Here is an 11,369-nt window from a genome sequence, read left to right as displayed (position 1 = left end):
TGGAGATCTATTATCTATTCTACTGCATTCTATCTAATGTGCGATATTGAATAGCCTCGCCAATATGGTTAGGTTTGATGTTGTCCTCTCCCGCTAGGTCGGCGATCGTCCTGGCTACTTTCAAAACGCGATCGCTTCCCCGCGCCGACAGTCCTAGACGGCGGATAGCTGCTTCGAGAAGTTGACAACTCCCCTGGTCTAGTTGACACCACCGCTGAATTTGGCGACTCTGCATCTCTGCATTACACTGTAAATGGGGTTCATCTTGGAATCGATGATAAGCCCTTTCCCGTCCTTTTTGGACTCTTTCTAGTACAGTTTCTGATGATTCCGCGTTGGAATGGCGGGTAATTTCTTCCGGCTTGAGTCGGTTAACTGCTACTTGCAAATCAATCCTATCCATCAGAGGACCTGATAGTTTTGCCCAATATTGTTCCCGTTGACGAGGAGAACAGGTACAGGCTTGTATGGGGTCGCCATAATATCCACAAGGACAGGGATTTGTACTCGCAATTAACGTGAATTGGGAGGGGAAAACGACTGATAAACGGGTGCGGGTGACGGTGACAAATCCATCCTCTAGGGGTTGTCTTAAAAACTCCAAAACATTCCGGCGAAATTCGGTTAATTCATCGAGGAACAAAATGCCGCGATGGGCTAAAGAAATCTCCCCCGGTTTGGGATAACTTCCACCACCTACCAAAGAGGGTCCAGAGGCGGAATGGTGGGGGCTACGAAAGGGGCGATCGCTCACTAAAGTTCCCCGATTTTTTAACAGTCCCGCTACCGAATGAATGCGGGTAACTTCTAGGGCTTCTTCAAAGTTTAACGGCGGTAAAATACCTGGTAAACGTCTCGCTAACATGGTTTTACCACTACCTGGCGGACCTACAAAAATGAGGTTATGACCCCCGGTGGCAGCAATTTCCAAGGCGCGGCGGGCGTGGGATTGTCCTTTAACATCTTTTAGGTCTAAATTAGTGGATTTTGGGGTAGCTAAAATCCGCGAACTATCTAACCTGATGGGCTGATGATTGTCGGGATTATTCAGAAAATCTACTACCTCGAAAATCGACTTAAAACCATACACCGAAACCCCCTGAACTACCGCCGCCTCCCTAGCGTTGTCTTCGGGAACTACTAAGCCAGTAATTCCCATATTTTGCGCTTCGGCTGCGATAGGTAATACCCCCGCTACCGGACGCAAACTTCCATCTAAGGATACTTCCCCTAAAAACAGAAAATCTCCCAATAAATCGGCTTTTATCTGTTCGGAAGCTGCTAAAATACCAATACTTATCGGGAGGTCAAAACAAGGCCCTTCCTTCCGCAAATCGGCGGGAGTTAGGTTAATTACTATATTTCCCATGGGGAAACTATAACCAGCATTTTTGAGGGTGGCTTTCACCCTTTCCCGCGACTCCTGAACCGCTGTATCAGGTAAACCTAAAACAATGATTTTGGGGAGTCCTCCCGAAAGATCTACCTCAACTCCGACTTTTACCGCATCAATACCAACTACGGACGCACTCCAAACTCTCGCTAACATAATACAATTATTGATGACTTGTAGGATGGCTATTTTTATGGTATATTAGTAGGATAAGTATTATCCTAAATTTCAGAAAATCTTAACTAACTGCTATGTCTTTCTATAAGCAAAACCTAGAAGCGTTTATTAAACTCCTGACAACTCAGCCTAAATTGTTCACTGATGCTAAATGTCAAGAACTGCTGACTTTAATTGAACCTTTACCAGATGATATCGAAACTTTATCAACGGCGATCGCTAGTTGGTACGAAAAATATGATCCCATTGTTGATGCACAATTGGACATTCTCAATCATTGGAATTTTACGGAAACTTCCCATTTCCCAGCGGCTACGGCGCGTCCTGGCGCTAATTCTGCGGCGGCTACACCCACAACAATTAATAAAGAACTCTTGAAAAGTGCGATTCTCAAAACTCAACCGAAATCGCCTCACTAACCATCCTAATTAATGGCTATAAGGGAGTAAGCCATTCCCATATAGCCACTAACTTTTCAGTTGACCTCTCTCTTTAAATCCCAACATTCTCGAGAACTTCGTATAAAATCGAGTTAATGAAACTCAAAGCCAAAGCGCCAATTAAAGCACTCCAAATACCCCGACGGAGATAGAAACCTCTCACTAGCCAAGCCGCTAGTCCAAAAATCGCCATATTCAACAATAAGGTGATAATGAAACTCGAAAAAACCACGGTCAGAGGGACAGCAAGTCGGACTAAGAGATTTAATAACCCGAAAACAGCGGAGGATGTTAAGGCTTTTTTAAAGTCTTCAATTTCTACCCCGGTAAATTTGCTGAGTTTAGCAATTAAAAATAAGCTGACCGCAGTCACCAACCAAGCAATGATTAAATTCATTAGACCCATCATTTAGACCTCAGTATTAAGTTGTATGGTCGGAGGATTTCTTGATGAGATGTGTTACTAATTAATCAGCCATGACCCGCCAGCCTTGAGTTGAGTAATTCTACCTCACCCCTGAAAGAAATCTCCCGCCAACTCTATTAAACATTAAATCGGAACAACATGACATCCCCCTCTTGGACGATATATTCCTTACCTTCACTGCGGACTAAGCCTTTATCCTTAGCCGCATTCATAGACCCATGAGTAACTAAGTCTTGATAAGCTACGGTTTCGGCGCGGATAAAACCCCTTTCAAAATCAGAGTGAATAACTCCGGCGGCTTGGGGTGCGGACATTCCCTCGTGGATAGTCCAGGCGCGAGTTTCTTTGGGTCCGGTGGTCAAAAATGTTCTCAGTCCTAAGAGTTTATAGGTAGCCGCAATTAGGGATTTTAAACCGCCTTCTTGCACTCCCAGTGATTCCAAAAAGTCCTGCTTTTCGGAGTCGGAAAGTTCTACAAGTTCTGATTCTACTTGAGCGGATATAATCACAACTTGGGCATTTTCTTGGGAAGCGATCGCTCTCACTTTTTCGACCCATTCGTTACCGGTAGCCAAATCATCTTCGGACACATTAGCAGCATAAATAATCGGCTTTCTGGTCAATAAACCCAAGCCCTTAATCGCCTCGGCTTCTTCTTCAGATAAATCGACCAAACGGGCAGATTTTCCATCGTTTAAGACGGCGGAAATTTTCTCTAAAGCACCCAATTCTAACTGGGCTTCTTTGCTAGTGCGGGCTTGTTTGCGGGTGCGTTCTATGCGACGTTCTACCTGAGACAAATCACGATAAGCCAATTCCAGATTAATAATTTCAATATCCCGCACCGGATCGACGGAACCGGACACATGAATAATATCATCATTTTCAAAGCAGCGGACGACCTGAACGATCGCATCTACCTCCCGAATATGGGAGAGAAACTGATTACCCAATCCCTCCCCTTGACTAGCACCTTGCACGAGTCCAGCGATATCAACAAATTCAATTCTGGTAGGGACAATTTGTTCGGAATTAGAAATTTTAGCTAATACCTGTAAACGTTCATCAGGAACCGCGACGACCCCGACATTAGGTTCAATGGTACAAAAGGGAAAATTAGCAGCCTGGGCTTTAGCATTAGCAACTAGGGCATTAAAAAGAGTAGATTTTCCGACATTAGGTAATCCTACAATTCCGGCGGTAAGCATACAGTTCTATAAAATTTTTATAGTGGTTGGATATATGTTATAATACCAGTAAACAGTCAAAATCTAAATAATAGATCAGCCGGAATCTGCGACCTGTGTGGATGTGGATCAATTATGGATCAAAATCAAACTCCCCTATTAACAGCCCTTAAACAAGCGGCGGAAACACCGGGTGCGGCTTTTTATACCCCAGGACATCGGCGGGGACAGGGAATTCCCGAATCTTTGGCCGCGGTTTTCGGGTCGCAAGTATTTAGGGCGGACTTGCCAGAATTGCCAGAATTAGATAATCTATTCGCACCGGAGGGAGTGATTAAACAGGCTCAGGAATTAGCAGCGGCAGCGTTTGGGGGCGACCTGTGCAGATTTTTGGTCAATGGTTCAACGGTGGGGATTATCGCGTCAATTTTAGCGACCTGTGACCCAGAAGACAAAATTCTCCTACCGCGAAACATTCATAAATCGGTAATCTCAGGATTAGTGATATCGGGGGCGCGGGCTATTTTTATTAATCCTGAATATGACCAGGATTGGCATTTACCGCTGAGTCTGACCCCAAAAGCGATCGCCCAAGCCCTAGATGAACACCCAGACATCAAAGCCGTGATGGTAGTATATCCCACCTATCACGGCATCTGTGGTAATTTAGCAGCCATAGCCACCATAGTTCATAACTATAACATCCCCCTACTGGTAGACGAAGCCCATGGCGGACATTTTCACTTTCATCAGCAACTACCCCCAAGCGCCCTACAATGCGGGGCTGATTTAACGGTACAATCTACCCATAAAGTGCTAGGGGCAATGAATCAAGCCTCAATGGTACAGATTAAAGGCGATCGCATCAACCTCACCCGTCTGGATAACGCCCTACAAATGCTACAAACCACCAGCCCCAGTTATCTGCTGTTAGCTTCTCTGGATGCAGCCCGCCATCAAATGGTCAATCAGGGTCAAAAAAGGCTCACAGAAGCGCTAGAATTAGCACAGAGGGCAAAAACTCAATTAGAAAACTTACCCGGTTTACGGGTCTATCATCCCCCGGTAACTGCTGGGTGTGTTGCTTTAGACCCAACCCGGTTAACGGTTAAGGTCAGCGACTGCGGGTTAAGTGGTTATGAAGCAGACACAATTCTGCATCAACAGTTTCGGGTAACTGCTGAGTTACCAGATCTCGAACACTTGACGATGATCATCAGTCCCGCCAACAGCCAAGGGGATATCGATCAGATGATTAAGGGATTCGCATTTCTCAGCCAGCAGGCTGTATCTGGAGAACTAGAAAATTCCCCCACACTAAACCAGCAGGACTGGCAGATGATCGATACTATATCAGCCTTTGCTACCCCCATAGCTGAGGTTTCGGCGATGTCTGTCCGAGATGCCTTTTTTGCCAAAACCATCTCACTACCAACTCCAGACTGTCCGGGTAAAATTAGCGCTGAGTGTGTTTGTCCCTATCCCCCAGGTGTGCCAATTTTGTGGCCGGGGGAAGCTATATCTAAAAAAGCGATCGCATTTTTGCAACAGGTACAAGCCTTGGGGGGAGAAATTACCGGATGTAGCGATAATACCTTAGCAACCCTGCGGGTAATTGATCATTGAAACTCCCGCCCTGGCTTTCTATTTCAAGTCCCCTAGCAGCACAAGTCACCAATTATTTTATGTCTTCCCCACTTTGGCCTTATATTACCCCAGGCATTCCCGATGACCTATTTGAACGTTTACCAGGAATTCCCATGAGTAAACGGGAGGTAAGATTGCTGTTGATTTCCTATCTACGGCTACAGCCAGATTGTATAGTGTGGGATATTGGGGCGGGAACTGGAACCATTGCGGTAGAAACTGGTTTATTATGTCCCCAGGGTAGAATTATTGCCGTGGAAAGAGATGGGGAAGTGGCTAATCTGATCCGCACTAATTGCGATCGCTTCGGTGTCACCAATGTAGATGTCATTGAAGGAAACGCCCCCGACTGTTTGCATGGACTCAAGAACCTTCCCCACCGCGTCTGTTTAGAGGGAGGAAAAGCCATCAAAGATATTCTAGTTACGGTGTGGCAATATTTACAGCCCCAAGGCCGTCTTGTAGCCACTGCGTCAAATTTAGAGACCTTGTACCTAATTTCGGAAGGGTTTGCTCAATTACAGGTGCGGAATGTGGAGGTAGTCCAATCTTCCATTAACCGCCTGGAGAGTCGAGGGCGATCGCAAAGTTTAGTAGCAATTGATCCTATGTTTATCCTTAGTGGTGAGAAAATCAGTTAATGCGGAAATTACCCCTTATTCTACCCTAGGCGGTCAGGGTAACTTCTCTGTCATCTTTTGCCAATTTGCTATTCAGTTCACTTGTTAATCAACCATGTCTTGGTCTCGTGTCATCAGTGGAATTGTGGCGATCGCCCTCGCCTTGCTCATGCTAACCCTAGGGGGATGGTACTTTACCCTCGGCTTTGGGGTGATTGTGTACCTAGGTCAGTTAGAATACTTTCAACTGGTGCGGGCTAAAGGCATCGAACCAGCCGGGAAAACTACCCTAGTTGTCAGTCAAGCCCTATTAGTTACGGCGGCGATCGCCCCCAACCTAGTAGATGCTATCTTCGCTCTAGCCGGAACCCTGATCTGCTTCTACTTGCTATTTCAACCCAGAATCTCTAGCATTGCTGATATTGCCGCCTCCATTTTGGGTCTGTTTTATGGTGGATACTTACCCAGTTATTGGATTAGGCTACGGGTGGGGCTAGATGGTTCCAGTCCCCTGTTAACCCATGTCACCACTAACCTACCTCAACTCAGATACTTTCCGCCATCGTGGGATTTATCCTATACCCTCACTGAAGGATTGACCGCCAGTCTGCTGGCTTTTGGTTGCATTTGGGCGGCGGATATTGGCGCATACATTTTTGGGAAATTTTTGGGGCGGACCCGACTTTCTGATATTAGCCCCAAAAAAACCGTAGAGGGCGCTATATTCGGGATTTTAGGTAGCATTGGAGTGGCGATCGCTGGTGCTTGGTTTCTGCAATGGCCGCAGTTTCTCTGGACAGGTTTCGCCCTGGGTATTATAATTGGCATAGCTAGTCTTTTGGGAGACCTGACCGAATCAATGATGAAGCGCGATGCTGGAGTCAAAGATTCCGGTCAACTCATCCCCGGTCACGGCGGCATTCTCGATCGCGCTGATAGCTATGTTTTTACCGCCCCCCTAGTCTATTACTTTGTCACCTTGGTGCTACCTTTATTCAAAACCTAGGGATTGACCCAAATTTTCCCCCGTAGGGTAAGCTGTTCCTTACTGATACTCAGATCCTCAATATCTACATCAGTTCCTAAGTCAATCGGAATTGACTCTAGCACAGTGGCACTAATGAGGGGATCGGCTTTGATATAGGGCTGGTGTAGTAACAGTTGGGTGGAACTGATCCGCTGTAATTGGCTATCTAAACTAAGGGCGATCGCCCCATGGGAATCTGTGATTAAATCAGCATTTAACGTCAGGCGATCGCTATTGAGCCTTAATTGCAGATGTTCGAGGGTTCCCTCAGTCAGTGGTAAGTGAGACTGTAGCAGTTGGGTAATGGCATTGGCTAGAAGTGGCGAACTCACGGAAGCATTAAGATCCGAGGCGAGAATTTGCAAATCACAATCAACCGGGATCGCTTCCAGAAGCTGTAAAGGCTTACCCTGGAGAACCTGACGTAAATTGATACGGATACCGGAACTACTCAAAGCCACTTGGGAAAGATGCAAGCCCTGATAAATCACAGCCTTGGCTGAGACGGACACGGTGGGAATAGATCCCCTTAGTAGCGATCGGTTACCACCTCCGACGTGGATTTTTAAAGATTCTACCCCCTCCACTTGCGATCGCAACCAAAGCTGTAGCGCCGCCGATAGAACCGTTGCGATCAGTTTCTTTTCCTCAGTTTTAGTCCCCGTCATAATCTCGCTGTTAATTTGTTATCAAAAAATCAAGAATTGTTGTAATATTGGTATATGCAGCATAGATATATGCAAGAATCTAACTCGTCAGTCTCACCTACAGATTGATCCACTACTACGGAAACTCCTATAACTCCCATAGTTAAGGAAAATCAGTGCCTTCTACCCAGCAAATCACCCCGTTGTAATCCAACATCCATAAGGGATGCCCTGTCGTCAACCTCTATGAATGAAAGGCTACAGAAAATCATATCTCACTGGGGAGTCGCCTCTCGTCGTCATGCCGAGGAGATGATACTATCAGGAAGGGTCAAAGTAAATGGCGATCGCGCTTATTTAGGCCAGAAAGCAGATCCCAAATGCGATCGCATTGAAATTGACGGACGCGCACTGCACCCTTCCAGTCAACCCCAACCCCTATACCTACTGCTAAATAAACCCCTAGGCGTAGTTTGCACCTGTGCAGAACCCCAAGGCCGAAAAGCGGTTTTAGACCTGCTGCCGCGTCAAATGCGAGTCGGACAGGGACTGCACCCCGTAGGTCGCTTAGACAGCGACTCAACCGGTGCATTACTCATCACAAATGATGGTGAACTGACATTTCTTTTAACCCATCCCCGTTATCATGTAGCTAAAACCTATCAAGTTCTAGTCCAAGGCTGTCCTCCAGAATCTGTTTTAGAACAGTGGAGACAAGGTATCCTACTATCTGGTAAAAACACATTACCAGCTCAAGTTAGGCCCATCGGGAAACCGAGCCGCTCTCAGACTTTGCTAGAAGTGGTTTTACGAGAAGGGAGAAACCGACAGATTCGGCGAGTAGCAGAGGCTCTCGGTTATCCAGTGGTTCAACTGCATCGGACAGCAATTGGGCCTATTTATCTCAACTCGACTGGGAAACCTGAATTAGCTTCAGGTGAATATAGATCCCTGAAAAACTCTGAAGTGCATTTGCTAAAGAATCGAGTCTGTGTCTGGAAATCTGGCAGTTGTTCTTGAGGATCATGGCTTATGAAATTAACTCTTACTCACCCAATTTTTCAAAATAGATCCGAAAATCACAAGCAACCACAAAATCGAGTTGATCATGACCAGGCACAACGCCTATCAGATATTGGTCAACAGTTGCGTGATGCCAGGATGAAAAATTCCTTCTCCTTGGGTATGGTGGCAGCTTATACCCGTATTCGCACCCATTTACTCCAAGCCATCGAAGAGGGTGAAATAGATAACCTACCTGAACCTATTTATACTCAGGGTCTGATTCGCCAATATGCGGATGCTTTGGGGCTGAATGGAGAGGAGTTAGCCAATTTCTTTTTACCGGAACCTGGGGAAAAGACTCTGGCGCGATCGCTTAAATTGCTGTCTCTGCCACAATTACGGCCAACTCATCTGTATCTAACTTATACTCTACTGATTATTTGTGCCGTTAATGCGCTGTCTTATCTGGTTCCCCAATCCGGTGAATTAGCAGTTACACAGACAGAATCAGCTAGTGGGGATACTGTGGTCACGCCACAGCCAAATCCGGTAACCACAACACCATCCCCCCCACAGAGTCAGTTAGTGTCTCAATCTTCCACTACCGTAGTGGTAGCAGAATCATCAGCACCGACACCCGCACCCGCACCGACACCCGCACCCGCACCACAACCTATTATTCAGGATGTTGAAGTGGGAATAGTGGTTAAGGATGAGTCTTGGGTACTGATTGAAATAGACGGAAAAACCGAATTTCAGGGAATATTACCCGGTGGCACTCAAAAAACCTGGACAGCTAAAACTGAAGTGGTGGTAGTGGCCGGAAATGCCGGAGGCGTATTGGTGAAGGTCAACAACGGCGAAGCCAGACGCTTGGGAGAACCGGGAATGGTGCAAGAAGCGGTATTTAAGGCTGGGAATAGCGATGAAACCGCCGATATTCCCAGTTCCTAGTTCACCTTTTATCTAGGCGCGCGTCCATAGGTATCTGTCCAGAACTTCAGGCGATCGCCAATTTCATCAGTTAGCAACCCAGGCTCACAACGCCAAGCCCAGTTACCCTCAGCGGTACTGGGTTTATTCATTTTAGCCTCACTTCCCAATCCCAACACATCTTGTAGGGGGAAAATTGCCTGATTAGCCACTGATGACAAAGCCAGCCGAATCATATCCCAGTGAATGCCATCATTTAGCACCTCACCTAGATAACCTAAATAACGAGTTACATGAGCCTGTTGTTTAAGCGATCGATTATTAAACCAACCCACAGTCGTATCATTATCATGGGTTCCCGTATACACCACCCAATTAGGGGAAGTGTAGTTATAGGGTAAATAGGGGTTATCCCGTCCTGAATCAAATGCAAAATGCAGCACCTTCATACCCGGTAACTCAAATTTATCCCGCAAGGCTTCCACCTCTGGCGTAATAATCCCCAAATCTTCAGCAATAATCGGCAGTCGCCCTAACTTTTCCTCAATGGTGTGGAATAGATCCTCTCCCGGTGCATTTACCCACTCACCATTCATGGCAGTAGTTTCCCCCTGGGGAACTGCCCAAAAAGACTCCAGACCCCGGAAATGGTCAATCCGAATAAGGTCTACATAATCCAACATTGATTGAATACGATGCACCCACCAATCAAACCCATTTTGTTTAAGGCGATCCCAGTTATAAACCGGATTACCCCACAGTTGCCCACTTTCGCTAAAATAATCGGGTGGGACTCCTGCCATTAACGCCGCCTCTCCCGTTTCTCCGTCTAAACAGAAAATTTCGGGATGAGACCACACATCCGCACTATCATGGGCTACATAAATCGCCAAATCTCCAAAAATCTGGATTCCCTGTTCATTGGCGTAGCGCTTCAAATTTGCCCACTGACGATTGAAGGTAAATTGCAGATACTTATGGAAAAAGATTTCTTCGCTCAGTTTTTCCTGCCATTTTTTCATCGCTTCTGGCTTGCGCCGGGAAATTTCATCATCCCAAGTGTGCCAACTCGCCCCGTCTTGGGCATCTTTGAGAGCCATAAAAAAGGCGTAGTCATCTAGCCAGTAGCTTTTCTGGCCACAAAATTCATCAAATTCGCGATGAAGGTCTGATGGTTCCTGTTTCCGAAAATTCTGGAAGGCTTTAAGAAATAGAGGGGTTTTCAGTTCTCTTACCCGGTCAAAATCCACCATATCTGTGGGTAGGGTGGGGATTTTGTCTAAATCTTTTGCTGTCAGTAGTCCGGTCTCGGCTAACATATCAGGACTGATTAACAGAGGATTTCCCGCAAAGGCGGAATAGGAAAGGTAAGGAGAATTTCCAAACCCGGTTGGACCTAGGGGCAGGATTTGCCACAGTTGTTGGTGACTGTCTCTGAGAAAGTCCACAAACTGATAAGCATTCGGCCCTATGTCCCCGATGCCATATCGACCTGGTAGGGAGGTAGGGTGTAATAAAATGCCGCTAGATCTGGGCTGAAATGACATAAGAAACCTAAAAGATATAATTGTTTCCACTGGTGACAGGGTGGCTTGTCCTCTCGGCACAGCTTCTTGATCCACCTGCCATCAGGAAAATACCATCCCCTGTCCTACATTTTACTCCTGCTAGGGACGGATTTGGCATAATTAAAAGCTGATTCTGTCCAAACTCTAGGGCGATCGCTCTCGGTTCTGGTAGTGGGACTCTTCATAATCACTATCATCTTACCTACTCTTTCATGGGTTGATATTACCGGATTGCCGGAATTGTGAAACCTCGATGAAACCAAGATGATTAATTTATGAAATGCCCTATTTATTAACC

At 46.2% G+C, this 11,369-nt stretch carries 11 protein-coding genes; 6 read left to right on the top strand and 5 right to left on the bottom strand.

Annotated elements, in window-relative coordinates; genetic code table 11:
* Nucleotides 1-19: 19 nt before the first annotated feature.
* Complete coding sequence (locus HFV01_RS28900) at nucleotides 20-1,549, bottom strand: YifB family Mg chelatase-like AAA ATPase (RefSeq protein WP_046318873.1); 1,530 nt, start codon at nucleotides 1,547-1,549, stop codon at nucleotides 20-22.
* A gap of 95 nt (nucleotides 1,550-1,644) precedes the next feature.
* Here HFV01_RS28900 and HFV01_RS28895 point away from each other — a divergent pair, with 95 nt between their 5' ends.
* On the top strand, nucleotides 1,645-1,989 hold the full coding sequence (locus HFV01_RS28895) for a hypothetical protein (protein WP_006668975.1): 345 nt from the start codon (nucleotides 1,645-1,647) through the stop codon (nucleotides 1,987-1,989).
* A 73-nt stretch (nucleotides 1,990-2,062) separates the two neighbouring features.
* Here the strand turns inward: HFV01_RS28895 and HFV01_RS28890 are convergent, their stop codons facing one another.
* Together HFV01_RS28890 and ychF are read right to left on the bottom strand one after the other, a co-directional pair.
* Nucleotides 2,063-2,407: a phage holin family protein gene (locus HFV01_RS28890; RefSeq protein ID WP_083806237.1), complete on the bottom strand. Its 345-nt coding sequence runs from the start codon at nucleotides 2,405-2,407 to the stop codon at nucleotides 2,063-2,065.
* A 146-nt stretch (nucleotides 2,408-2,553) separates the two neighbouring features.
* A complete protein-coding gene (ychF, locus tag HFV01_RS28885) occupies nucleotides 2,554-3,645 on the bottom strand; it encodes a redox-regulated ATPase YchF (RefSeq protein ID WP_193520668.1) in 1,092 nt (363 codons plus the stop codon).
* A gap of 114 nt (nucleotides 3,646-3,759) precedes the next feature.
* On the opposite strand from ychF, the gene HFV01_RS28880 reads away from it, so the two are divergent.
* The 3 genes from HFV01_RS28880 (at nucleotide 3,760) to HFV01_RS28870 (ending at nucleotide 6,897) form a co-directional block, all read left to right on the top strand.
* Complete coding sequence (locus HFV01_RS28880) at nucleotides 3,760-5,250, top strand: aminotransferase class I/II-fold pyridoxal phosphate-dependent enzyme (RefSeq protein ID WP_006622715.1); 1,491 nt, start codon at nucleotides 3,760-3,762, stop codon at nucleotides 5,248-5,250.
* A 59-nt stretch (nucleotides 5,251-5,309) separates the two neighbouring features.
* Nucleotides 5,310-5,912, top strand: a complete 603-nt coding sequence (gene cbiT / locus HFV01_RS28875; protein ID WP_006668978.1) for a precorrin-6Y C5,15-methyltransferase subunit CbiT — start codon at nucleotides 5,310-5,312, stop codon at nucleotides 5,910-5,912.
* A 94-nt stretch (nucleotides 5,913-6,006) separates the two neighbouring features.
* Nucleotides 6,007-6,897, top strand: a complete 891-nt coding sequence (locus HFV01_RS28870; protein WP_006622713.1) for a phosphatidate cytidylyltransferase — start codon at nucleotides 6,007-6,009, stop codon at nucleotides 6,895-6,897.
* Here HFV01_RS28870 and HFV01_RS28865 read toward each other — a convergent pair.
* Complete coding sequence (locus HFV01_RS28865; RefSeq protein WP_006668979.1) at nucleotides 6,894-7,586, bottom strand: LmeA family phospholipid-binding protein; 693 nt, start codon at nucleotides 7,584-7,586, stop codon at nucleotides 6,894-6,896. The genes HFV01_RS28870 and HFV01_RS28865 overlap by 4 nt on opposite strands.
* Nucleotides 7,587-7,811: 225 nt before the next feature.
* Here HFV01_RS28865 and HFV01_RS28860 point away from each other — a divergent pair, with 225 nt between their 5' ends.
* Both HFV01_RS28860 and HFV01_RS28855 read left to right on the top strand, forming a co-directional pair.
* Nucleotides 7,812-8,585 (top strand): pseudouridine synthase, encoded by a 774-nt coding sequence (locus HFV01_RS28860; protein WP_006622711.1) that lies wholly within the window; start codon nucleotides 7,812-7,814, stop codon nucleotides 8,583-8,585.
* Between the two features lie 12 nt (nucleotides 8,586-8,597).
* Nucleotides 8,598-9,524 (top strand): helix-turn-helix domain-containing protein, encoded by a 927-nt coding sequence (locus HFV01_RS28855; RefSeq protein WP_193520667.1) that lies wholly within the window; start codon nucleotides 8,598-8,600, stop codon nucleotides 9,522-9,524.
* 8 nt (nucleotides 9,525-9,532) lie between these two features.
* Here HFV01_RS28855 and malQ read toward each other — a convergent pair whose 3' ends face one another.
* Complete coding sequence (gene malQ / locus HFV01_RS28850) at nucleotides 9,533-11,050, bottom strand: 4-alpha-glucanotransferase (RefSeq protein ID WP_046318902.1); 1,518 nt, start codon at nucleotides 11,048-11,050, stop codon at nucleotides 9,533-9,535.
* Nucleotides 11,051-11,369 lie beyond the last annotated feature (319 nt).

The organism is Limnospira fusiformis SAG 85.79 (assembly GCF_012516315.1).
In the GTDB taxonomy this organism is placed as follows: Bacteria; Cyanobacteriota; Cyanobacteriia; order Cyanobacteriales; family Microcoleaceae; genus Limnospira; species Limnospira fusiformis.
Note: the sequence above shows the minus strand (reverse complement) of the source record. Positions and strands in the feature narration are given on the sequence as shown.

Bases quoted from the DNA above. Each gene is read 5' to 3' on its own strand.
- HFV01_RS28870 (WP_006622713.1), top strand. From the start codon at position 6,007: ATGTCTTGGTCTCGTGTCATCAGTGGAATTGTGGCGATCGCCCTCGCC.
- ychF (WP_193520668.1), bottom strand. From the start codon at position 3,645: ATGCTTACCGCCGGAATTGTAGGATTACCTAATGTCGGAAAATCTACT.
- malQ (WP_046318902.1), bottom strand. From the start codon at position 11,050: ATGTCATTTCAGCCCAGATCTAGCGGCATTTTATTACACCCTACCTCC.
- cbiT (WP_006668978.1), top strand. From the start codon at position 5,310: ATGTCTTCCCCACTTTGGCCTTATATTACCCCAGGCATTCCCGATGAC.
- HFV01_RS28860 (WP_006622711.1), top strand. From the start codon at position 7,812: ATGAATGAAAGGCTACAGAAAATCATATCTCACTGGGGAGTCGCCTCT.
- HFV01_RS28900 (WP_046318873.1), bottom strand. From the start codon at position 1,549: ATGTTAGCGAGAGTTTGGAGTGCGTCCGTAGTTGGTATTGATGCGGTA.
- HFV01_RS28895 (WP_006668975.1), top strand. From the start codon at position 1,645: ATGTCTTTCTATAAGCAAAACCTAGAAGCGTTTATTAAACTCCTGACA.
- HFV01_RS28855 (WP_193520667.1), top strand. From the start codon at position 8,598: ATGAAATTAACTCTTACTCACCCAATTTTTCAAAATAGATCCGAAAAT.
- HFV01_RS28865 (WP_006668979.1), bottom strand. From the start codon at position 7,586: ATGACGGGGACTAAAACTGAGGAAAAGAAACTGATCGCAACGGTTCTA.
- HFV01_RS28880 (WP_006622715.1), top strand. From the start codon at position 3,760: ATGGATCAAAATCAAACTCCCCTATTAACAGCCCTTAAACAAGCGGCG.
- HFV01_RS28890 (WP_083806237.1), bottom strand. From the start codon at position 2,407: ATGAATTTAATCATTGCTTGGTTGGTGACTGCGGTCAGCTTATTTTTA.